Origin of the sequence: Sutcliffiella halmapala (genome assembly GCF_002019665.1) — a bacterium.
In the GTDB taxonomy this organism is placed as follows: Bacteria; Bacillota; Bacilli; order Bacillales; family Bacillaceae_I; genus Sutcliffiella_A; species Sutcliffiella_A halmapala.
On the sequence record NZ_KV917375.1, the window covers coordinates 1,797,338 to 1,820,798 of the forward strand.

Below are 23,461 nucleotides of genomic sequence, written 5' to 3' on the forward strand. Positions count from 1 at the left end.
GAAAGTATCGAATGTATGGGTAGAGCAAAATTGCTGGGATGTACTTAAAATTTAAAAATGGCAGAGGGGAAACATACATGAACGAAATTAATCTATTAGTAGAATCATATAAACAAACAAAGTATCAATTAGTAGGCAATGGAGGAAGGGACGTCCAAGTACTGAAAGAGGCATTAAGGGAAATCGAGGGACAGCAGGAAAGTGATATGTATGGAAAGGGCAAAATAATAGAAGATTTTCAAGCGAAGATGGCAACGTATTTAGGTAAGGAAGATGCCGTCTTTTTCCCTAGTGGAACGATGGCGCAGCAAATTGCATTAAGAATTTGGTGTGATAAGAAAGGAGTGAAAAAGGTCGCTTATCATCCATTATGTCATTTAGAAATTCATGAAGAAGATGGATTGAAAAAATTACATCACATAAAGTCAATTTTGTTGGCGGATAAAAACAGGGTCATACAATTGGAAGATGTGTTGAATATAGAAGAGGATATTGCTTGTTTATTACTAGAATTACCTCAACGTGAAATTGGTGGTCAACTACCAGAATATCAAACGCTTGAAGCTATTTCTTCCTACTGTAGGGAAAAAGGAATCCGATTACATTTAGATGGTGCCAGGCTTTTTGAAATTCTGCCATACTATAAAAAAACGGCTGCTGAAATTTGCAATCTTTTTGATAGTGTTTATGTATCTTTTTACAAAGGTATTGGAGGAGTTGCAGGAGCCATTCTTGCAGGTGATAAAGCCTTTACTAAGGAAACAAAAGTATGGAAAAGGCGCTATGGTGGGGATTTAATCAGTCTATATCCTTATATTGTAAGTGCAGACTATTACTTTGAGCAGAGGGCACATAAAATGAAACAGTATTATGAGGATGCGAAAGAGCTTGCCAGTTATTTTAACAATTGCCATGCTGTTTCTACAAGGCCAATTGTACCTGTTTCTAATATGTTCCACGTGCATTTTGATGTGCCAAAAGAGAAGCTTGAATCGATTCTAGTAAACATTCATAAGGGTACCGATATCGGATTAACCAAATATTTAAGCGAAACGAGTGAACAAACTTGTTTCTATGAGATAAGTATTGGCGATCGATATGCTGAAATACCAAAAGAAGAGTTAAACAGAGTGTTTCATCTCCTGGATGAAGGGATAAGGAGCTCCCTTGAATAAAAAAATTTCTTCTTTAAAAGGAAAAAGTATAAAAATCTAGAATATAATGAAATGAACAATAAGCAGAAATTTGAAGGCAATGATACCAAAAGGTACAACCTAGGCTCTAGTCAAGGTTGTACCTTTTTATTTTGGCGGAAAATGGAAGCAGACAAACAGAGAGGATGAGGGCGATGTTTCAATATCATGCAGGATTAAGCGCAATAGTAGCTGAATTTTCACAATTAGAGGAGGTAGAAGCCATACTGCTTGCTGGTTCTCACACAACCAACACACAAGATGAAAACTCTGACTATGATTTATACATCTATTTAAACCGAGAAGTCCCAATTATAAAAAGAGAAGAAATTATAAGGAAGTTTTGTGATTATATAGAGATTAATAATCAATTTTGGGAAACAGAAGATGATGGGATCCTACGTGACGGAAATATTCCCATCGAAATTATTTACCGGGGTTTAGATGGAATCGATGCACAACTGGAGCGAACAGTAATTAATTGTCAAGCAGATATCGGTTACACCACTTGTTTTTGGAGCAATTTCCAAACATCCGTTATACTGTATGATAAAAATAAAAAGGCAGAAAAACTGCAACAGAAATACAAGGTTAACTATCCCGAAGCACTAAAATTAAACATAGTGCGAAAAAATTATCCATTATTAAGGAAACAGATGCCTTCCTTTTATTTTCAAATAGAAAAAGCCATCAAGAGAAAGGATTATGTAAGTATTAATCATCGAATTGCCGCTTTATTGGCTAGCTATTTTGATATATTGTTTGCGATTAATGAAATGCCACATCCTGGTGAAAAGAAATTAGTAGAAATATTAAAAGCAAGGGCGACTAAACTGCCTTTGGATATGGAGAATAATTTAAAGGATTTATTGAGCGGCATGTCTAACTTTGATGAACGAATATTAACCGAAGTAAATACGCTAGTGGATAACTTAGATGCCCTTTTAGCGAAAGAGGGTGTATATTAATCTAACAGTTGGATGATGCCGCGAAAAGCAAATGATGGATAAGTGGGTGAGAAATCGATGAAAGTAGAAGTAACGGAAAAAACACCGCAAAAAATCCTAACTCCAGCAAGTGGATTTTTAGAAGGATATACCCATTCACTAAATCCTTATATTGGTTGTGCCTTTGGATGTTCTTATTGCTATGTAAGGCAGAGTCCGGTTGGATTATTTCGTAAACAAGAATGGGGCACATGGGTTGATGTGAAAAAGGGAGTAAAAGAGAAGTTAGAAAAAGAACTGCTTTTATTAAGAAAAAAACAAAAGCCTATCACAATCTTCATGTCATCCAGTACAGATCCGTATCAACCTATGGAGCACAATGAGCAGGTTACGCGAGCTTTGTTAGAAGTAATGACGAAGGTAAAACCTGATTTTCTTTTGGTGCAAACAAGAAGTCCATTGGTAGTAAGAGATATCAATTTGTTGCTGGAGCTGAAAGATCGAGTGATGGTAAGCATGACGGTTGAGACTGATTTGGAGGAAGTGAGAAAACGTTTTTCACCAGCGGCACCGCCAATTCCAGCAAGATTGAAGGCCTTAAAGGAATTACGAGCATTTGGAATTCCAGTACAGGTAGCGATTGCACCGGCACTCCCCTTTTCGGAAAAGTTTCCTGAGGCATTATCTAAGCTGGTAAATCGGGTTTGTGTTGATGATTTTACAGGAGATGGAAGTGGTGGGAAACGAACAAAGCGCTTGAAGATAGGAGACAGGTATGAGGCGTTGGAAAAAGAGAATTGGTATGATGGAGACGTACAAAAGCGAGTGTGGGAGAGACTGAGAGAGTGTTTTCCAGAAGAACAGTTAGTAGTAAGTCCAGAAGGCTTTATGCCACCAAAAAAGAGCATGGACCATTCTCATTAAAGAGAAGTCCATGCTCTTTTTTTAATAAGCGCTACACAAAATCAATCGTTTAGTACTTGTGTAGCGCGAACACAGGATTCAAAATTACCTTTATGTGACGCATCACAGTATGGTAGCTTTTTAGAAAGCCCACAGCGGCATAAAGTAAAAGCCGGCTTCGGCTCGAATTTGTTGCCGTCAACATCGACTAAATCTACGTCTCCTGTTACACGAAATCCTCCATTGTCCATCACTTTGATTTGAACCTTTGACATTGGTAAAACCCTCCTTCATATTCATATATTAGTATCGTATCTATAAAACCCCATTTTGACAACCTCAACTTATACCACTATCAGCCTCTCCAAATAGCTTCTAGTTATACAATAAAGCAAAATATGGTACAATCAGGCTAACGATTATATAGTTGGAGGCATGAAACGTGAAAGTAACGTTTACAGAGAAAGCAGCAGATAGAGTAAAAGCAAAGCTAGAAAACCAAGAAGGAAAATGGTTGAAGCTGAAATATGATACAGAAGGTTGTGGCTGTGTGGTTAGTGGCGTATCCGCATTATGGATTACACCAGAGAAAGACGATGACGATGTGACGCTAGATACAAATGTAGGGCCATTGTTAATGGAAAAATCGAAACTAGTCTTTTTCGATGAAGACATGACGGTCGATTTTGTGGAAAGTGCAAACACCTACATGCTTAAATGCCCAAGCCAAATTCTAAACCCCCGCATGTCTTTAAAGGTAGTGGAGGTAGCGAAATGAGTGGAAAAATTAATGCATTAAAAAATGTAGCGCAATCCAAAACATGGGCGTCCTTTTTAAATCATAACCATCCTTATAGCCTGCTGCACTGGTCGATCGGTGGCATCAACCATGAGGATAAAGATGTGTGGTTACTGCAGGATGAAGTAACCTTTGAAGCACAGGAATTTGAGAATTTGGATGCTGCAATGGTATGGATTACAGAAAATATGGATGGCATAACAGATGTATTAGGCTGAGTCGAAGAATTTATTCTTCGGCTTTTTTTGTTTGCTTGAAGAGTAGAGGGGGAGACTTGGAGCAAAGGGGGAAAATAGGGAAATGTCAGAAGGTCCTAGAAAAAAATCAGAAGGTCGTCCAAAAATGTCAGAAGGCCTTGGGAGAAAATCAAAAGGTCGTCCGTCCCCCGCCTCCGCAAGCTTCAAAATCGGTCTAAACACCACCCGAAATCTCTAGCACCAATCAAAAATCCCGATAACCCCTCCAATTTCTATTTAAAAAACCCCTCTCTTATGAAGACCCAAAAGTTCACCAAACTCTCAAAACCCCTAAAATAAAACCAATTATTTACATCAAACCCAAACTTATCTATAATTAATTATTATAATTTTCTGAATGGAGTGAGGTTATGAATAGAATTATCGAAGTAAGTAATTTATCCCGTACCTATAAATTAAAAGGGGGACATAAAACGGCGTTGGATCATGTTTCGTTTGAGGTTTATGAGGGGGAGGTTTTCGGATTACTTGGTCCAAATGGAGCGGGGAAAACTACCACTATTAAAATTTTAACAACCTTACTTCTACCAACTTCTGGACAAGCAAAAGTCCTCGGGTACGACGTCGTAAAAGAGAGTGCTAAAATTCGAGACAAAATCAACTTCGTCTATGGCGGGGAGCGGGGTGTATATGGAAGGTTAACAGCCATAGAATATATGCATTATTTTTGCACACTGTACAAAATCCCAAACAAGAAACAAAAGGAATTAATCCAGCAGCTGCTATCATTAGTGGGATTAAAGGATGCGGCAAACCAAAAGATACACACTTATTCCAAAGGGATGGTGCAACGGCTACATATTGCACGCTGTTTAATTAATGAACCAAAAATAATTTTTCTGGATGAGCCAACTATTGGACTAGATCCTATTGGGGCAAGATTGTTAAGGGATCTTGTAAGGGAATTAGCGCAAAAGGGAATTACGATCATCTTAACGACGCATTACATGCAAGAAGCGGATGAGCTTTGCGATCGGATTGCTTTTATTAAAAATGGAGCAATTAGTTTAATCGGTGAGCCGGTGCATATAAAAGAAAGCTGTAGTCATTTGAAGTTATTTGAGGCGACGATGCAGGTCTATGATACTCGTAAACTAGAACAAGATAGATTCCTGCAACAAGTAGAAGTAAATGAAATTAAAGCCCCATATTACTCTGTGAATTTTCAAGTAGCTGAAGAAGAAGCAGATCATCAAAAATTGACTTCCTATTTGGAGACATACGGCGAAGTAATTAAACTTGAGAAAAGAGAGATTTCTTTAGAAGACGCCTATGTTCATCATATGAAAGACGTGGGGTGAATAGGGTGAATTTTGTTAATTTACTATTTAGAGAGATTCGATATTTCACTACTCTACAAAATAAAATGTACCAATTTCTTTTGTTTTTCCAGCCACTTCTGTTCCTTTCGATTGTTTATTTTCTTAAACAAATGCGAGGGGACGTCAATATTGAGAAATTTGTGGTGGCTTCCGCATTAATTAGTATGTGGAGTTATGTCCTTTATTCATCAGGTTCTGCCTTAATCGCGCAAAAGTGGAATGATACATTAAAGCTCTTAATTGCGGCGCCTATTTCGCTTTTTCAAATCATTCTCACGAAAGCAATAAGCAATGCCTTTATCGCTCTAATTTCGATGGTTCTTAGTTTTACTTATGCGAGATTTATTTATCAGCTACCAATTGGGATTGAACATCTCGGTTTATTTTTCCTATCTGTCCTAGTATTACTCCTCTCTTTAAGTGTAGTAGGAATGATTTTAGCGATAGTGTTTGTGGCGTTCCAAAATGTTTTTGATTATCAAAATTTAATTTTAACCCCTGTCATTTTATTATGTGGTGTTTTTATCCCAGTGGAAAGTATGCCTTTCTTGTTAAAAGGTATTGCTTACCTTATCCCCATGACTTGGGGAATACAAGCTGTCTATGAAACCCTTACTCTTTCCCCTCAGATGTACACTTCTATGATGGTATCTTTAGGCGTCAGTACCTGCTACTTCTTGTTATCTATTTTCATTATAAAAAGAATCGAACTCGTTTTACGAAAACATGGAAGCTTGGGGGCGATATAAGTGTTTTTCCTTAATAAATTTGGTTTTACTTATTTGTCCTATAAAGCACTTTACTCCTTTCAAACGCTTCGGCTATTTATTTTGTTTCGGATACTTGATCCATTTATGCACTATTTATTCTTTGCAACACTTGCTAGTGCCATTGTTGGACAGGAGTATTTGTCCTATGTTGTTCTTGGAAATATTGTCTATTACACCGGACAGACGATGATGATTAATTTCATGTCGATGTTTCGAAATGAACGTAAATTTGGAACATTAGAATTAAACATTGCCTCCCCGACTTCTACTTTTGTCATCATCATGAGAAAAGCGTTGGTACCATTTTTAGATGGGCTATTCGTATTTATTGCAGGTTTGACGATTGCAAGGGTGCTATTTTCTATTGCTTTGCCACTGGATCAAATAGGACATTTACTATTACTCTTTACTGTCACCATGTTTTCACTACTAAGCTTTGCCCTACTATTTGCCTGTATTAGTCTATTGTTCTCGAATGTTAACTTGTTCTTAAATCTTGTTTTAGCTAGCTTTCAAGTGTTATGTGGAGTCAACTTTTCCGTGGCCTTACTTCCAGGTTCACTTGAAGCACTTGCAAGAATATTACCTCTAACCCATAGTATTGAAGCAATACGGTCAATTTATCAATTAGAGTCCTACGCGATTTTACCACTATTAGGAAAAGAGTTAATGATTGGGGGATGTTATTTCTTGATTGCCCTCCTTTTAGTCAACGTGATGGAGAAATTGGCGCGAAAGCAGGGGGCGTTGTTTAAGAATGTGTAAGTGAAATCTGACAGTTCAAGTAAGAACTAGTAATGAATTCATACTTATAAAATAAAGGGGTCAATGGCCATTATGTGGGAAAATTATATTAATTCTATTTCTAAGGATTATCATTTTGTAACTCCTGCAACTAATTCCGAAATAATAAAAATTGGTGAAGAACTAAATGTGGAGCTACCTAAAAAGTTACTAGAATTGTTCAAGGAGACAAATGGAGTGTTTGATCAGTTTAAGTGTCCCTTAATTTGGTCTACAGAACAAATCGTCAAAGACAATTTGTTTTTCAGGAATTTTGAAGAATATAAGGATATCTATATGCCTTTTGATCATTTGTTGTTTTTTTCTGATTCTGGATGTGGTGATTTATTTGGCTTCCCTATATTAAATGGCGTAGTTCAAAAAGAAGACATCTATGTTTGGAATCATGAGGATGATAGTCGAATGTGGGTGTCGTCATCGTTAGAAGAGTTTATTAAGGGTTGGATTACGGGTGAAATTTCCGTTTGAACAAGTTTTTCCGATAGTAATGAATGAGAGCGTATTTGTTGTGTAATAAGCAAATACGCTCTTTTTTATAGTGAAGAGGTAGACAATTAATATACAAAGAAGGAAAAAACATAATACTAGCTAGGTTACCGAAAATAAGATTATGAATATATTATAAACAATAAAGAAAGTAAAAAAGGGAGAGATGCAGTTATAAAATCAATCAGCCTATTGGACAGGGGTTACCTTTACATAAGTGAAGGGAGGGCTGTAAATGAAAAATTTAGTTTTACCATTACTAGCTTACGTGCTTGTTTGTGTACTAGTCGTTATCGCGCCAGCATCTACGGGTTATGATACGCTAGGCTGGAAATTATTCGCTGGACAAATGTATGCGATACCGGCTTTTGTAGTCGTTGCGCTGTTTTCATTTTATGTAAATAAAAAGCCTACAGATGATTAATAAATGAGAGGAATTTCCTTAAAGGCAGCTGTAAAAAGGACTATAAACGAGTCCTTTTTCTATTTAGTAATTAAACTCGTCCGTCTACTTCCCGAGATTCAGAATCCCAATTCTTGAACCTCCAAAAAGCGAACTAAATGTAACTAAGATTTCTAAAAACGCGGCAATATTTATAAGGGGTTTTATAGTAAACTAGTAGTAAAAAAGGGGATAGATACATGCTGCTTAGAAATATTCAAAACGATGATTTTTTAAGGGTCTCGACAATTCTCAATGCTTGGTGGGGGGGGCGCAATATGGTAGATATGCTGCCAAGATTGTTCTTTAACCACTTTCAGGAAACGAGTTTCATTGTCGAGGATGAGGGAAGAACGATGGGATTTTTGATTGGATTTGTCTCCCCGACACGACCAGAAGAAGCATATATTCATTTTGTTGGTGTTAATCCATCTGCGCGTCAGAAAAATATTGGGCGAGACCTTTATGAGCATTTTTTCAAAGTGGTGAGATTCAAAGGTTGTCAGGAAGTAAGCTGTGTGACGTCTCCCATAAATACGACATCGATAAAATTCCATCAAAAGCTTGGCTTCTCCATGAAGACGAGCGATCATATAATCGATGGTCTTCCGATTCATCTCAGCTATGATGGAGTGGGAGAGGATCGCGTCGTTTTTGTTAGAAGTCTTGTATAATCAAGCATTAGAATAAGTGTTACATAACCTCCAATCAAATCGTGCCGACTCTTCTGTGAATATATAGAAGAGTCTTTTTTTGTATGTTTAACTATGGGTGAATTGGACGGATTTTTGACTCTCATAAAAAGGGAACTTTTGGATAACATAATGGTAGAAAATGATAGGTGGTATTTATGAAGAATGTTCAATGGATTGTTTGGTAACCTAAACTCAAAAAATAAAAAAAATTATAAGTTAGCAACATTTCTTGAAATCGCTAGTAAATCAAGTGATTTTACTTGTTTTTATCCTTCGAGTAGTAAAGATAAAGTTATCATTTATTACTACTATTCCTTGATTGACTCAGAACTATTTAAGAGAGACCTTCTTCCATATTTAAAGCCAAATCTCGATAAAATAAAATCGTTACAGGATATAAGTGATATTATCCCAGTAGAAACGATGCTCATTTCAGATAGCGTACAAGAAATTGAAACAAAATTAAACCATGGATTTATCTTTATACAATTACATAAAAAGGATGAAAAGGGTTTATTAATTGATCTAAAATCAGTGGGTAAAGGATATCGAGAGACAAATGATACAGAAAATGAATTTAGTGTCATTGGACCAAAAGTTGGATTTGTAGAGAATTTATCAACCAATATATTTTTATTAAAGCAACTTTTGAATACGAACTTGATGGTAGAAGAGCTAAAGGTAGGTTCAATTTCAAAAACAAAAGTGGCAATTGTGTATTTAGAAGGTATTACGAATCCTGAATATGTGAATACAGCAAGACAGAGGTTAAAGGATACAGACTTTGATGTCGTGTTTGACACATCCATTATAGATCAAATGTTATCGGATAATTCCACTACTCCATTTCCAGTCCTTCTTACTACAGAACGGGTAGATAGGGTAGTGTATGCCTTAACAATGGGACAAGTTGCTATAATTAGTGACGGATCTCCTTACATTTTAACTGGTCCTTCTGCCTTTTTGGATTTTTTTATTTCGCCAGAGGATTATTATTTACCATGGATTGTTGGTACTTTTTTCCGAATGATTCGAATTATTGGGGTATTATTTTCGATTTTTTCGACACCAATATATGTTGCTATTTTGACGTTTCATTATGAAGTGATTCCTCAAGATTTACTGCGTCCCTTAATTAGCTCTCGAGCGTATGTACCATTTCCACCAGTATTAGAAGCTATTTTTTTAGAAATTACAATCGAATTTTTGCGAGAAGCTGGTGCACGATTACCGACGAAAATTGGACAGACCCTTGGGATAGTTGGAGGGATTGTTATTGGACAAGCGTCTGTGGAAGCGGCTCTTACTAGTAATATTCTTTTAATAGTGGTCGCATTATCGGCATTAGCTTCCTTTACAACACCAATCTTTAAAATGTCGAATACAATTCGATTGATTCGCTTTCCTTTTATCGTGTTAGCGGCGACATGGGGAGGTTTTGGTATTGTTATTGGATTTGTTATTATGCTTACTCATTTACTTGGACTGAAATCATTAGGTAATCCGTATCTGGTGCCACTCTTTCCTTTCAGAATAAGGGACTATGCAGACAGTATTGTTCGTTCAAACTTTGAACAAACAACGAAACGAGCTAGTTATTTAAGGCCACTAAAAATGATAAGATATCGACCAAAGAAAAATAGGGACGTAAAAGAGGGACTGGATCATGAATAAGTATTTTATATGGAGGCACTTGAGATTGTGGGGAATATGCCTTTTTACCACAGTTTTATTAGTGGGTTGTGAAAGGTATAAATTGGTGGATGAAATAAATCTTGTTGATGTATTCGGTTTTGATGTAGTGGAGGATAAGGAAAATGAAATTATGACAAGTGGGATCATCCATTTGTACAGAAAGGGACAAGAAGAGGAGGCACTTGTAAGCGTAATAGGGACAGGTAAATCAGCTAATGCTGCGTTATCAAGTGCAAATGCCAAATCATCCTATCCAATAGAAATCGGAAAAGCTCGTGTAATGGCATTTACAGAGAGGTTTACGAGAGAACAGCCGATTAAGGATGTAGTTAGCTCTGTTTGTAGAGATGTACTTGTAGGTAGTAATTTGAAAATTATTATCATCAATGATAACCTCACTCCCTTTCTTGAAAAACTGCTAAAAGAAGAGGGGGATATGCTCCCAAAGCAAATTGAACACAATATGAACACACATATTATCCCTTTTTCCAATTTGCAAATATTTCTCTATAATTATTACGGTGAGGGAAGTGACCCCGTTTTACCTTACATAGTCATGTCAGAAAATGGGGAGATAACATTGGAGAAAGTTGGAGTTATAGGTCGTCAGGATAAATTAAAAATGGTCTTAGGACGTGATCAAAGCTCTCTATTATCCTTAATCATGGATAATAGATCTTCGAAAAAGATGATTTTTAATGTTCCAATCCATAAGGAAGGAAAGGTAGGGAATTTGTCCTTTAACATCTTTACTGGAAAATCCAAGCTAATTCCTAAGGTAGAGAAGAACACCTTTCATGTGAACCTGAAGATTGACGGTCTAATTAAAGACTATCCAAGTTGGATTAATTTGAACCAAGATAAAGCTTTCGTAGAAAAAGTAGTGAAAGAATACATGGTGAAAAATTATACTTCCTTGTTTAAGGAGTTTCAAAAAAATGATGTAGACCCTCTCGGAGTAGGAATGTTGTTTAAAACGAAAGACCGAAAATGGACGGAAAAGGAATTTTACAAAACGACTTATCCTAATATCGACACAGACCTAGACGTAGCGTTAAATATTTATCAATCTTATTTAGGAGATACGGAGCATGACTAATAAGCCTTCAAAAATAAAAGAAAATCTGCTTGTATCTCCCTTTTTAGTGCTATTTTTAGTGCATTCATCCCAGACAGGAATCGGATTATTAAGCTTTCAACATGAAATAGCCATGGATGCAGGATATGATGCATGGATTAGTTTATTTCTAATTGGACTTATTTTTCATCTCTTATTATTTATGATGTTTAAACTATTAAGCTACTCAAGTGAAGGAGATATTATTTCTCTTCATCGTGATTATTTTGGAAAATGGTTCGGTAATATCCTTACCTTGCTATTTTGTTTTTACTTTCTTCTATTAGTAACAACTGTTTTACGATCTTATGTAGAAGTATTACAAATTTGGGCGTTTAATACGATAACGATATGGGAATTTACTTTGCTCATTTCTATCATAATTTTTTATGTGGTCATTCGCGGCTTTCGCGTAATTACAGGGGTTGTTTTTTTTAGTACAATCATTCCCCTCATTCTGATATTTGTGTTGATTTACACTTTAAAATATAGTCATTTTTCTAATTTAATGCCATTTTTCAACCATGATTTGATAGAAATTATGAAATCAGCAAAAACATCTACCATTTCATTTCTCGGATTTGAATCGATCTTATTCTATTATCCCTATATAAAAAATCAAAAACAGTCGCATAAATGGGGACAAGCTGGTCTGCTTTTAACTACTGTCCTCTATACGATATTAGCGATTTTTACATTCGCCTATTTTAGTGAAGGTCAATTAAAATATATGATTTGGCCCACCTTAATCATGACGAAAATAGTTTGGATTCCTTTCATTGAAAGATTTGAATTCATTTTTATCTTTTCCTGGCTATTAGTCATTCTCGCACCAATTTGCTTATCATTATGGTCGACAGTTAGAGGGTTTAAAAGATTATTCCATATTAAGCCACGATATTCATTAATTGGTGCCTTAATTCTCCTTAATATCACACCATTTTTCCTACAAGACAGGGAAAATATTGAGATGTTAGGGAAGATAACATCAGAAATGGGATTTTATTTACTTTTTCTCTATATCCCACTTCTATTTGTCTATGTGACAATCGTCCGTAAAATAAAAGTAAGAAAAAATGTTTCCTAAAATTCCGTAGTTTTTTACAAATTGTTGTTGTAATATATAAACTATCAAATGTAAAAATGTGTAATAGGAGGAAAGGGATGAGAATGAGTCGATTAATCTTGTTCGGTTTAGCCTGTTTATTTTTCGTGATTGCTACTTTTGCATCTTGGTATGAGGGCAGTGACTTAGTTGAAAACCCATTTGAATGGGAGAATACGGCGATCATTACGTCATGGCTTCATGATGGAGAAATAGAGCGGACCAATATTTCACAGTTCGATTATTTTATTTACGCGGTAAAATTTAAACCGACATTTCCGATTATTATGATGATTAGTTTAGTATACATATTGTTTAAGGTTGGTCAGCTTTTCTTAAAAGGAATAAAACAATTCTCCTACTTTAACGTAGCTGTAGGATTGGCCTTAATAATAAGTGCGTTACAACTTATTAGTTCTCCGACAGACGGAGCTAGCATGATGATGAAATCTATGTTCTTTGTCAGTGGATTACTGATGCTATATGCTTTTTTGAATTACTTTAAAATAATCCCGCATATAGAAAACTAAAAGCCAAGCACTTTGCGGGGATGCAGCAAAGTGCTTGGCTTTTCTTAATATTTATTCCCGTTTTTATCAATATAAAGGGACTTCACAATTGTTCGCTCAAAGTTATTGCCATTTTTTGTTTTCCCCTTCACATCAAGCGTAATGGAGTAGACGCCTTCTTCCGTAAAGTTCAGTGCTACTTTGCCTTTTTTGGCGACTTTCATTCCATAAGCCGATTTAGCTTTGCCGTCTTTTTGGATGTTAACATCGACTTCAAAATCCTTAACTTTGGCTCCTGTATTTTTTAACTCTAATGTTGCTTCCTCTAATACAATTTCTTCATTTAATTCGGAATGAAAGCCGACAGTCATCAAATAGGTTGCTTGCTCCTTTTTAGCTTTAACGGTCCATTCTCCTTGTTCAGGTTTGGTAATTTGAAAGGTATGGTGATGACCACCTTGAAAAATTTCCCGGTCAATGGAATGCTGGAAATTGGTGTGGATTTTTCCGGATGGACTAATTATTTCGATGTCTGTTGTTTGCTTGTCGCTTAACCAATCTAGGTCGATTTGTGCGACATTTTCTTCAACAGAAAAGGTTTCTTTTCCTTCTGTTTGAAATTCTCCACCTCGATGAAGGGTGCTGATGGAGATAGCTTCTTCTTCTCTTGGTTCGACCGTTGCGCTTACCTCGTCAAGGGCAAAACTAGCCCCAGCCGCTTGAGTTAGTGTTAAGTAAGGACGGAAATACTGAAACGTGACCCCTTCACGAACGGTCGTGTGATTCCAATTGCTCACTAGCACTTCCGTACTATACGGGAGGCGTGAACTTGTGACCGTAACTGCACCATCATTTGACCCATAGGAATTTAAGTATAGTCCACCCCAGTAAAGGGAAGAGCCAAAGCTTCCCCAGCTTGTGCCAGCCAAGGTGTAGACACGATTACGTGAACGGTTCGTATGATTATCAATTTGTGGACGATAGCTATTCATATAGCCTGTTTGTAGCGAGTACGTTGCATCATTTTTACTACCTAAAATACTAGCAAGCCAGCTTGCCCAGCCACTATAAGCGAGATCTGCTAGCTGCGAACCATAGTGTGGAGTAGATAAGGTGATGAGATTAGACACATATGGATGCGCTCCGTGGTGAACAAGGGCATTTTGTGAATCAATTCCCCCCTTACTATGAGCAACAATGACAAGCTTTTTTTGTCCAAAATGATTATAGATATCTCGGATGCGGCTATTGACGATGGCGCCGTTATCCCACATGTTTTTATCGGGATGAACATCAATAAAGGCAGTCTGGTAGCCGTTAGTTAAAGCAGTTTGATACATATTATTATTTTCCCACCATGTACGCGACGAACTATTAATCCCATGAATAAATACAATTGGAGGTTTATTCGGATCAACAAAGCTCGGCGTATCCCCAACATACCACTGACCAGGAACGCCACCAGGATTATCCTTTCCACCAATACTACCTGCATTCACCGAAACTGGAACAACAAGCAAAGCAACCAGCAAGATCAACACCAACCTTTTCATACCACCACTCCACTTCTGCTAAGAAATAGGAGATATTCTCCCCATCTATCCTATCTGAGAGCGGTGTCATTTCAGAAGTGATTTTTGAAAAATGAGTGAAAGGACACGGAAGTATGGGAGAATTGTAGGTAGATAGATTTATGATTTTATGGCGTTCGTGGGTGAAGTAAAGGTGTTTGATGGTAAAAAGGGAGCTATCGACAATTAGATCACTGAACTTCTCCTCACTCCCCTTATAGCATCCAAAAGCCAACCTCTTAAACTAAAATTACCTTTTTTACCAAAAAACTAAGCGACCTCTAAGGTGTCCTACCAGCCGCAAATAATTCTCTCATTTCTTTTGGAACAAAAATAATATCTTGTATCTCAATTTTCCCATCTTCCATTGGTATTAGATGAACAAGAACCATTTCGCCGTTTTCAAAGGTAAGCAATTCGTAGCTAGCGTAGCTCGTTCCAGCAGAGGTAAGATTACGTAATTGATCAAAGCTTTCTTGGCTAGCTGCCACTTTTCGCCCTTCACTAAAAAGCGATTCAAAATGTGCGAAATCGTTATTGTCAGCAGCAAGCTTCATGAGCCAAGCTGTATTTTTGGGACTATCTGGATTTACCGTTTGATTGCTGCTACAGCCAGCTCCAATTAAAAGTAATAAGGAAAGTACTACAAGCATTCTCTTCATGTTATCTCCATTCCTTTGCAAATCTCTTATTTTGGCAATAACCTAATCTATTAATTCTCGAAAAGAGAAATCAGCTAATAGGTAGCCTCTTTCTTCCCCTGGAAAAACGGTTATTTTCTTATACGGATACGGTTAAGATTCTATAAAAGGATGAGGAGTTCCTGCTGAGAGAAGTGTGTATCAATTCATAAAAAAAGACATTGTTAGATACACGATAAAACAAACAATAGAACCAACTAAAAACGGGCCAACACGCAATGTTGCCTTTTCGTGCTTTGGATGATAGCTGCCTGCAAGGGATTCAAAAACAGCAAGTTCCGCGTTTTTGCTGAGTGCGTCTCCTGTTGATCCTAATAAGAATGCCACAATAATAAAGGAAATAGAACCGAAGAACATGGTGCTTAACAGATTAAAATCGAAGAAATAAGATATTCCAAAAAGCAAGCCAATCTCAATGCCTACAACAAGAAGGAGCATAATAATGTACCGTCTCAATTGCCATCCCTCCACCAGATAAATTTAGTTTACATTAAATATACGTTTCGGCAGTAGTAAGGTTTCGGAAAATTATGCATTTTAAAACAGAAAATTCCCCATTGACATATTTAAAGGGAGAACCATATAATAAAGGTGAATTTAAATTAAAGGAGGATTATTAAAAGATGTATTCAGTCAGATGGCGTTTCCTAGCTTTGAACTCGTAATTTCATACGTTCAAAGGCTCTGCTTGTGAATGCGGAGTAAACGGGATCAGTCTGTCCATTTTTAATAATCTTCATTTAGCATAGAGATATGTCATGGAGAAAGGCGGATCGTTCTGCCTTTCTTTATTTTTGTTTAAATCCGTCTACATTTGCTTTGGCAAAGGTAGGTTTATTTGTTGTAGTGTTTAGGACGAACACTAACATCAAAGGGATTGGTCTCTTTCCGTTTACTCGAAATCACAGGCAGCTTGCCTGTGATTTTTTTGTATTTCACAAGGAGAAACGGGAGGAAAAATTAATGGAACAATTAATGTTAGAACTAACCAATGTAGAAGTATCGTTTTTAGATAAGAAAGTATTAGACATTCCGAAGCTATCGGTCTATCAGTTTGATCGAATTGGAATTGTCGGAAAGAATGGTGGTGGGAAAAGTACCTTATTGAAAGTAATGAATGGACAAATCCAACCAAATATTGGGCAAGTAAATCGACTTGCTGAAGTGGGCTATTTTAGTCAAACGGAAAAGCCGGTGGAGGGCGAACTCGATTATGAATTGCTGGGTAAGCTAGCAGTGCCGCAAACCGATATTGGGCAATTAAGTGGTGGAGAACAGACTCGTATGAAATTAGCGCAGCTATTTTCGACTTATTACGAAGGGTTATTGATCGATGAGCCGACCACTCACTTAGACGCTTCCGGGACAGATTTTCTCATAGAAGAGCTACGCTACTACTATGGGGCCCTTGTCCTTGTAAGCCATGATCGCTACCTATTAGATCAGCTCGTAACAAAAATTTGGGAAGTGGATAATGGGAAAGTGACTGAATATACCGGGAATTATTCCGACTATTTTGAGCAGAAAAAACTGGAGCGAAAACAACAACAGGAGCAGCATGAAAAGTATGTAAAAGATAAAAATCGACTATTAAAGGCTGCTGAGGCCAAAATGAAAATGGCGGAGAAGGTAACCCAAGCGAATAACCATATTTCCAAAAAAGAAACAAAAGCAAAAGCAAATCTGATGTTCATGACGAAATCAAAGGATACTGGCCAAAAGTCGATGCAGAAAGTTGCGAAAGCAATGGAGCAGCGTGTCAAGCAATTGGAGGTAGTCGAAGCGCCTGAAGAAGAAAGAGCCTTACAATTTCACCAATCCGAAGCGCTGCAAATGCATAATAAGTTTCCGATTATGGCGGATTGCTTGATGCTTGCGGCTGGAGAAAAAATATTGCTTCAAGAAACGAGCTTCCAGCTGCCAGTAGGAGCGACGATTGCGATTACTGGTAATAATGGGACGGGGAAATCCACGCTTCTCAAGCACATTTTAGAAAATGGGGAGAGTATCATTCTTTCTCCTAAAGTCGTCTTTGGTTCGTATCAGCAAATGGAATATCAATTTGAGATGGCTGAGACAGTGCTTTCCTATATGAAAGAGCGAAGTGATTATGAGGAAAGCAGAATTCGCGCCGTTCTTCATGCAATGAATTTTACAGGGAATGATATTAGAAAAGATGTAAGAGCGTTAAGTGGTGGAGAGTCGATTCGACTAATTTTGTGTCAGTTATTCTTAGGAAGATATAATGTGCTCGTATTAGATGAGCCAACAAATTTCTTAGATGTAGATTGTTTAGAAGCCCTAGAAAGATTCCTCCATGCTTATCAGGGTACTGTTTTGTTAGTGTCACATGATCGAACCTTTATCGAAAGAGTAACAGATCATGTGTATGTGATAGAGGATCAACAGTTGAAAATTAAAAAATAAAAAGATGAGGTGTTTGCATTGACATTAAAAGTAAAAGAAATCGCAGAACAGAATGGAATTTTAATAAAAGAAGACTCCATCAAATTAAATGAGTCTGGCTTGGATTTTCAAGTAGCACATGCAGAAGATGTACAAGGTAACAATTGGATCCTAAGACTTCCGAGAAGAGAGGACGCTTGGTTAAAAACAGAGCTAGAAAAAAATGTGTTGGAAACTCTCCATCAACACGTTTTCTTCGAAATTCCGGTTTGGTCCGTCTATACGAAGGAGTTAATTGCGTATAAACAGCTCTCAGGGATTCCAGCAGTTACCTTCGATCTAGCGTCACAAAAGAATAAGTGGCAGCTGGACGAAGAAAATGTACCACAAAGCTTTAATGAATCATTAGGGAGAGTACTGGCTGAATTACACCAGTTCCCAAAAGAAAAACTAACCCATCTAGACTTAAAGGTGCATACTGCCGCAGAAGCTAGGGCAACTATGGTAAGTCGGATGAATAAAGTGAAAGAAAAATTCGGAGTCGGAGAAGCACTATGGGAAAGGTGGCAAACATGGATTGCAAACGATGAAATGTGGCCGAAAGAAACTGCACTAATTCATGGCGATGTCCACGCAGGCCATACATTAATTAATGACAATAAAGAGGTGACAGGCTTAATCGACTGGACAGAAGCAGCAGTGACAGATCCATCCAAGGATTTCATGGGCCATTATGTGGTGTTTGGAGAAGCTGCGTTAGAGCAATTAATCGCGTTTTATCACCAAGCCGGTGGGATAACGTGGCCGTTTATGAAGGAACATATCATCGAGCTGACCACCACATCAGCCATCGATTTAGCGGAATTTGCTGAGCAATCTGGGTCGAAGGAATATGAGCAACTGGCGATAGATGGACTTGGTGTTAGTGGGGAGTAACTAGAATAAAATAAAAGGTGAAAAGTGCATCGTCCCCTGGAAAATGCAAAAAACAAAAAGAGAGGGAACGATGAGGAGCCAATCGTGCCCTGAAAATGCCAAAAACGAAAAGAGAGGGAACAATGAGTCGCCGATCGTGCCCTGAAAATGCCAAAAACGAAAAGAGAGGGAACGATGAGGCGTCGATCGTGCCCTGAAATTGTAAAAAACAAAAAGAGAGGGAACGATGAGGAGCTGATCGTGCCCTGAAATTGCCAAAAACAAAAAGAGAGGGAACGATGAGTCGCCGATCGTGCCCTGAAATTGCCAAAAACAAAAAGAGAGGGAACGATGAGGAGCTAATCGTTCCCTGAAAATGCAAAAAACAAAAAGAGAGGGAACGATGAGGAGCTGATCGTGCCCTGAAATTGCCAAAAACGAAAAGAGAGGGAACGATGAGTCGCCGATCGTGCCCTGAAATTGCCAAAAACGAAAAGAGAGGGAACGATGAGGCGTCGATCGTGCCCTGAAATTGTAAAAAACAAAAAGAGAGGGAACGATGAGGAGCTGATCGTGCCCTGAAATCGTAAAAAACCAAAAGAGAGGGAACGATGAGTCGCCGATCGTGCCCTGAAATTGCCAAAAACCAAAAGAGAGGGAACGATGAGGAGCTAATCGTTCCCTGAAAATGCAAAAAACAAAAAAAGAGGGAACGATCTGGCGTCGATCGTTCCCAAAATAGTAAATAAAAAATTAGAGTAAGAACGATCATTCTACTCTAAATGGCTAAACCTATCTTATCCTCCAATGTTTTAACTCTCTTTATATTTCTCATACCACTCTTTCCCGGTCTCCCAATCTCTGTTCACAGGGTTTTCCTTGCCTAAGATCTCAATACACGCCAGCGCCATAATGTATTCTTTTAAACCATTAGAATCTGATTGGCTGAACTCATGTGAGAAATGTTGTAATGTAGCATCTCCTTGCTTCACGATTAAGTCGAATGCTTCTTGGTTGGTTTTTACATAATCGTGAGGACTAGAAGAGGTCGATGGGGAATCAACAATTAATGCTAAGGAGCTATCAAGTTCTTTCGCAACTGCTTCATCTATTTCCATCACCGGATTATTACAAGCTATTAAGAAAAATAGAGCTAAAAATAGTACTCCAAAAATCCGCTTCATTTTTACAACTCCTTTACTTAGAAAAATATTACAGTACTCTATTAATTACAACAAAAACCAAAAAAATCCTCTACATTCAGAAAAAGAAATCTGGAATGCTGAGGATTTTCACATGAAATAATAGCGTGTAGAGGTATCTTTACACATTCACTACCTACGAGATTCTCTAAATGAGACGTCTATTAATTCTTCTGTTTCGGGATTGAATGTAACATGGACAAACACAGCGAATTCTCTGTTATCCTCTTTTAGCCATAGCTTAAATTTTTCGGTAGAAACTTTTTCTTTTTTCTCAAGATTAATATGAAAGTAATCGGTAATGGCTGCATTGGGATATTTCTTTTTTGTCCGCTCCATCGCAATTTTTCCCCATTTGGCGTACGCAGGGGAGAGCTGGTCTATATGATTCATACTGATTAAATGATTATTCGGAATATCAGCACCAAAGGATAAAAGGCCAAACACTAAGAAACTCGTTGTAATAATTCTCAACTTTTTACAACTCCTTTTTGTAATAGGATTTTCATAATGGGTAGAGGTTATGCAAACAATTCGTTGAGCTTTTGTAACTAGCAATCAAAATGAAACGTCCAAAAAAGAAAAGGGGTGATTTGGTTGGAAAATAGAAGTGGAAAATCCGCTTTAATTAAGTACGTAATGTTATTTGGGATAGTTCTAATGAGACTATATTAGAAAAACAACAATGGATTATTTTATTTTCCATGGTGAGTGAATCCTTATAGGAAGAGGGGGGAATGGGATGGAGGGATATTCAGGTATATTGTGTTTGTTAGGTGTTGTCATTTTACTATTTGTATTGAATTTTTATATTCAGGTTAGTGATCTTAAAAAAGTTTCGGAATTGAGTACGAAAGAAGCAATGAAAAAGGGCTTAAAGTCGATGTCATTTCTTGCAATAGTCTTTGGTATTATAATCATCGTGTTCCTTGGGATAGTAGCTTATCTCCGATTCTTTGCGGTGGAATCCTGGTAGGTTAAAAAGTAAATCCTGAGTGGCAGTAAAGAAATCGCTACTACCACTCTTTGCATTATATTTCAATGATGATAGGAAGAATCATTGGTTTTCTTCTAGTTTGTTTAAATAAATATTGCCCAACAGATTTCTTTATGTTCTGTTTTATCACATTCCATCTTCTTACTTTTTCATGTTGAAGTGCTACGATCGTGTCTTTTACAAGCTGATTGATTTCCTTTGTAATGTGCTCGGAATCCTTTGTAAAAATAAACCCACGTGTAATCGTATCTGGCCCGGTCATAATTTTGTGGTTGGATTTACTAAGGGTAATGACGATGACCACCATCCCCTGTTCGGAAAGTAACTTGCGGTCTCTTAGCATGCTAGATCCGACATCCTCTACACCCATGCCATCCACATAAATATCACCTGCAGAAATAGACCTAGTTTGTTGTGCAATAGAGTGTTGCATATCGATTACATCACCATTCTTGATGATAAAAGTATTTCCTTTCTCCACTCCTACAGACTCTGCTAATAATTGATGATGGTGAAGCATTCGATATTCTCCATGTATCGGTATGAAATATTTGGGCTTCATTAAGGTGATCATGAACTTCAAATCTTCCTGATAGCCATGACCCGAAACATGCATGCCTGTAGAACTTCCAGATCCATAAATCACATTCGCACCTAATTGGTATAAATTATCAATAACTTTGGAAACATCCTTTTCATTTCCTGGGATAGGAGAGGCTGCAAAGATTACCGTGTCATCCGGATAGATGTTCATGTCGCGATAATTACCAGTTGAAAGGCGTGCAAGTGCGGCATTTGGTTCGCCTTGGCTACCAGTACATAAAATAACAACATTTTCGGGAGGAAGCTGTTCGACCTCACGTGGATCTACTAACATTCCATCAGGTATAGTCAAATACCCCCGTTCCATTGCAATGGAAATCACATTTACCATGCTTCTTCCAACCAAGGAGAGCTTACGTCTCGTTTTTAGCGCAGCATGGACAACCTGCTGAACACGACTCACATTAGAAGCAAAGGTAGTAACAAAAATCTTTCCCGTTGCTTTGATGAAAGCTTCCTCCATATGGCCAGCGACGATGCTTTCCGAAGGGGACAACCCAGAACGTTCCGCGTTTGTACTTTCTGAAATAAGAGCCAAGACCCCCTCGTTGCCAATAGTAGCCATTTTATGTATATCTGCAAATTCATCGTTGATTGGTGTTAAATCAAATTTGAAATCGCCCGTATGCACAACTCTACCTTCTGGTGTATCAAATACAATACCAAGACAATCGGGGATGCTATGACTTACCTTAAAGAAAGAAACCTTTATCGCCCCAAGCTCTATAGAAGAGTTAGAGTCAATGGTATACAGCTCTGAATCTCTAAGGAGTCGATGCTCTTCTAACTTCAGTTCAATTAAACCCAAAGTGAAATTTGTCGCATAAATTGGTACATTTAATTTCTTTAAAAAGTATGGGATTCCACCAATGTGATCTTCATGGCCATGTGTGACAATCAACGCTTTGATGTTTTCCTTGTTTTCCTCTAGGAATGTAAAGTCAGGAATAATTAAATCTATTCCTAATAAACCTTCATCAGGAAACTTCCCACCACAATCCACGATGATGAGGTCATTTGAATATTGAATTACATACATGTTTTTTCCAATTTCATTTATGCCACCTAAGGCAAAAAAGGATAATGTGTTTTCATTTGATTGCATGGAAATCCTCCTTGGGAAATGAGTCCTAGTATTACTCTTTTCTATATAAATAAAAATTATTAAAAAATATATACTAAGCGTGATAGGCAAAGTGAATTCCACGTATAATCAGGAATTAGATTTGGGAATCTAAGTTGATTTATTTGTAGAAATTTCATGTAGTACAAATTATTGGAATTTATCTCGAAAACAATTATTTTGACATCAAGATTTACGTGTGGTAAAAATAATAAGGATAAATTTAATTAACAAGAAGAGGGAGAGTTTTCTTCATGACAACAACTACACAACAATCAGCAATTGAGATAATGAAAGAACGTCATTCCGTTCGTAAATATACGCAATATGAAATGCCACAAGCTGACTTAAACGCCATTTTAGAAGCAACAATTACGGCACCATCTGCTTGGAACCTGCAGCACTGGAAATTCCTAGTCATCCAATCAGAAGAGCAAAAACAAAAGCTATTACCAATTGCGTATAACCAACAGCAAGTAGTAGATAGCTCCGTAACAATTGCGATCTTAGGTGATTTAGAAGCAAACTTAAATGCGGAAAAAGTGTATGGAGAGGTTGTTAATAAAGGTTTCATGACACCAGAAGTAAAGGACATACTTACTGGGCAAATTAATCGAGCTTATACAAATGAACAATTTGCTCGTGATGCAGCAGTTTCAAACAGTTCCCTAGCTGCCATGCAATTAATGCTTGCCGCAAAGGCCAAAGGCTACGACACTGTAGCAATGGGTGGATTTGATAAAGAAAAGTTCATAAAAGAATTCAACATTCCAGAACGCTATGTACCAACTATGCTAATCTCAGTAGGGAAAGCAGCAGAAAAAGCACATGGTACATTACGCTTGCCGCTTGATGAAGTAGTAGCATACGAAACATTTTAATAGAAGCTTGGCTCACTC

The 23,461-nt window shown here is 37.4% G+C and carries 26 protein-coding genes; 19 read left to right on the plus strand and 7 right to left on the minus strand.

Annotated elements, in window-relative coordinates; translation table 11 throughout:
• Positions 1–77: 77 nt before the first annotated feature.
• The 3 genes from BK580_RS08685 (at position 78) to BK580_RS08695 (ending at position 3,064) form a co-directional block, all read left to right on the plus strand.
• Entirely contained in the window at positions 78–1,175 is a 1,098-nt protein-coding gene (locus tag BK580_RS08685; RefSeq protein ID WP_078379944.1) for a threonine aldolase family protein, read from the plus strand.
• 173 nt (positions 1,176–1,348) lie between these two features.
• The gene (locus BK580_RS08690; protein ID WP_078379945.1) at positions 1,349–2,161 is read left to right on the plus strand and encodes a nucleotidyltransferase domain-containing protein; all 813 of its coding nucleotides are present in this window, start codon (positions 1,349–1,351) and stop codon (positions 2,159–2,161) included.
• Positions 2,162–2,218: 57 nt separating this feature from the next.
• Complete coding sequence (locus BK580_RS08695; RefSeq protein WP_078379946.1) at positions 2,219–3,064, plus strand: SPL family radical SAM protein; 846 nt, start codon at positions 2,219–2,221, stop codon at positions 3,062–3,064.
• Between the two features lie 41 nt (positions 3,065–3,105).
• Here BK580_RS08695 and BK580_RS08700 read toward each other — a convergent pair whose 3' ends face one another.
• Complete coding sequence (locus BK580_RS08700; protein WP_078379947.1) at positions 3,106–3,318, minus strand: CDGSH iron-sulfur domain-containing protein; 213 nt, start codon at positions 3,316–3,318, stop codon at positions 3,106–3,108.
• A gap of 167 nt (positions 3,319–3,485) precedes the next feature.
• Here BK580_RS08700 and BK580_RS08705 point away from each other — a divergent pair, with 167 nt between their 5' ends.
• The 12 genes from BK580_RS08705 (at position 3,486) to BK580_RS08760 (ending at position 13,065) form a co-directional block, all read left to right on the plus strand.
• Positions 3,486–3,821, plus strand: a complete 336-nt coding sequence (locus BK580_RS08705; protein ID WP_078379948.1) for an iron-sulfur cluster biosynthesis family protein — start codon at positions 3,486–3,488, stop codon at positions 3,819–3,821.
• The gene (locus BK580_RS08710; protein WP_078379949.1) at positions 3,818–4,060 is read left to right on the plus strand and encodes a DUF2552 family protein; all 243 of its coding nucleotides are present in this window, start codon (positions 3,818–3,820) and stop codon (positions 4,058–4,060) included. Before BK580_RS08705 ends, BK580_RS08710 begins: the two co-directional genes overlap by 4 nt.
• Positions 4,061–4,449: 389 nt before the next feature.
• Positions 4,450–5,400 carry an ABC transporter ATP-binding protein gene (locus BK580_RS08715; protein ID WP_078379950.1) on the plus strand — a complete coding sequence of 317 codons (951 nt, stop codon included), beginning with the start codon at positions 4,450–4,452 and terminating at the stop codon, positions 5,398–5,400.
• A 5-nt stretch (positions 5,401–5,405) separates the two neighbouring features.
• Positions 5,406–6,170 carry an ABC transporter permease gene (locus BK580_RS08720; protein WP_078379951.1) on the plus strand — a complete coding sequence of 255 codons (765 nt, stop codon included), beginning with the start codon at positions 5,406–5,408 and terminating at the stop codon, positions 6,168–6,170.
• Positions 6,171–6,956, plus strand: coding sequence for an ABC transporter permease (locus BK580_RS08725; protein ID WP_078379952.1), 786 nt, complete (start codon positions 6,171–6,173; stop codon positions 6,954–6,956). It begins immediately after the preceding gene.
• 72 nt (positions 6,957–7,028) lie between these two features.
• Positions 7,029–7,463, plus strand: coding sequence for an SMI1/KNR4 family protein (locus BK580_RS08730; protein WP_078379953.1), 435 nt, complete (start codon positions 7,029–7,031; stop codon positions 7,461–7,463).
• A gap of 253 nt (positions 7,464–7,716) precedes the next feature.
• Positions 7,717–7,905 carry a DUF4017 family protein gene (locus BK580_RS08735; RefSeq protein WP_078379954.1) on the plus strand — a complete coding sequence of 63 codons (189 nt, stop codon included), beginning with the start codon at positions 7,717–7,719 and terminating at the stop codon, positions 7,903–7,905.
• A 218-nt stretch (positions 7,906–8,123) separates the two neighbouring features.
• Complete coding sequence (locus BK580_RS08740; RefSeq protein WP_078379955.1) at positions 8,124–8,597, plus strand: GNAT family N-acetyltransferase; 474 nt, start codon at positions 8,124–8,126, stop codon at positions 8,595–8,597.
• Positions 8,598–8,780: 183 nt separating this feature from the next.
• On the plus strand, positions 8,781–10,292 hold the full coding sequence (locus BK580_RS08745) for a spore germination protein (protein ID WP_078379956.1): 1,512 nt from the start codon (positions 8,781–8,783) through the stop codon (positions 10,290–10,292).
• Positions 10,293–10,317: 25 nt separating this feature from the next.
• On the plus strand, positions 10,318–11,412 hold the full coding sequence (locus BK580_RS08750) for a Ger(x)C family spore germination protein (protein ID WP_169864881.1): 1,095 nt from the start codon (positions 10,318–10,320) through the stop codon (positions 11,410–11,412).
• Positions 11,405–12,517, plus strand: a complete 1,113-nt coding sequence (locus BK580_RS08755; protein ID WP_078379958.1) for a GerAB/ArcD/ProY family transporter — start codon at positions 11,405–11,407, stop codon at positions 12,515–12,517. The genes BK580_RS08750 and BK580_RS08755 overlap by 8 nt, the downstream gene beginning before the upstream one ends.
• Positions 12,518–12,594: 77 nt before the next feature.
• Positions 12,595–13,065, plus strand: a complete 471-nt coding sequence (locus BK580_RS08760; protein WP_169864886.1) for a DUF4306 domain-containing protein — start codon at positions 12,595–12,597, stop codon at positions 13,063–13,065.
• Between the two features lie 44 nt (positions 13,066–13,109).
• On the opposite strand, the gene BK580_RS08765 is transcribed toward BK580_RS08760, so the two are convergent.
• The 3 genes from BK580_RS08765 to BK580_RS08775 all read right to left on the minus strand — a co-directional run bounded on the left by BK580_RS08765 (position 13,110) and on the right by BK580_RS08775 (position 15,772).
• Positions 13,110–14,597, minus strand: coding sequence for a lipase family alpha/beta hydrolase (locus tag BK580_RS08765; RefSeq protein WP_078379960.1), 1,488 nt, complete (start codon positions 14,595–14,597; stop codon positions 13,110–13,112).
• 299 nt (positions 14,598–14,896) lie between these two features.
• A complete protein-coding gene (locus BK580_RS08770) occupies positions 14,897–15,277 on the minus strand; it encodes a hypothetical protein (protein ID WP_078379961.1) in 381 nt (126 codons plus the stop codon).
• Positions 15,278–15,457: 180 nt separating this feature from the next.
• Positions 15,458–15,772, minus strand: coding sequence for a hypothetical protein (locus BK580_RS08775; RefSeq protein WP_078379962.1), 315 nt, complete (start codon positions 15,770–15,772; stop codon positions 15,458–15,460).
• A 507-nt stretch (positions 15,773–16,279) separates the two neighbouring features.
• Between BK580_RS08775 and BK580_RS08785 the strand changes: the two genes are divergently transcribed.
• Positions 16,280–17,743, plus strand: coding sequence for an Msr family ABC-F type ribosomal protection protein (locus BK580_RS08785; RefSeq protein WP_078379963.1), 1,464 nt, complete (start codon positions 16,280–16,282; stop codon positions 17,741–17,743).
• A gap of 9 nt (positions 17,744–17,752) precedes the next feature.
• Positions 17,753–18,658 carry a macrolide 2'-phosphotransferase gene (locus BK580_RS08790; protein WP_211279014.1) on the plus strand — a complete coding sequence of 302 codons (906 nt, stop codon included), beginning with the start codon at positions 17,753–17,755 and terminating at the stop codon, positions 18,656–18,658.
• Positions 18,659–19,449: 791 nt separating this feature from the next.
• Here the strand turns inward: BK580_RS08790 and BK580_RS08795 are convergent.
• Positions 19,450–19,821, minus strand: coding sequence for a hypothetical protein (locus BK580_RS08795; protein ID WP_078379965.1), 372 nt, complete (start codon positions 19,819–19,821; stop codon positions 19,450–19,452).
• 150 nt (positions 19,822–19,971) lie between these two features.
• Positions 19,972–20,313 (minus strand): DUF3889 domain-containing protein, encoded by a 342-nt coding sequence (locus BK580_RS08800; protein WP_139364863.1) that lies wholly within the window; start codon positions 20,311–20,313, stop codon positions 19,972–19,974.
• Between the two features lie 268 nt (positions 20,314–20,581).
• Here BK580_RS08800 and BK580_RS08805 point away from each other — a divergent pair, with 268 nt between their 5' ends.
• A complete protein-coding gene (locus tag BK580_RS08805) occupies positions 20,582–20,815 on the plus strand; it encodes a hypothetical protein (protein WP_078379966.1) in 234 nt (77 codons plus the stop codon).
• Between the two features lie 55 nt (positions 20,816–20,870).
• Here BK580_RS08805 and BK580_RS08810 read toward each other — a convergent pair whose 3' ends face one another.
• Entirely contained in the window at positions 20,871–22,544 is a 1,674-nt protein-coding gene (locus BK580_RS08810; protein WP_078379967.1) for a ribonuclease J, read from the minus strand.
• A 272-nt stretch (positions 22,545–22,816) separates the two neighbouring features.
• Between BK580_RS08810 and BK580_RS08815 the strand changes: the two genes are divergently transcribed.
• Positions 22,817–23,443: a nitroreductase family protein gene (locus tag BK580_RS08815; protein ID WP_078379968.1), complete on the plus strand. Its 627-nt coding sequence runs from the start codon at positions 22,817–22,819 to the stop codon at positions 23,441–23,443.
• The last annotated feature ends 18 nt before the right edge of the window (positions 23,444–23,461 follow it).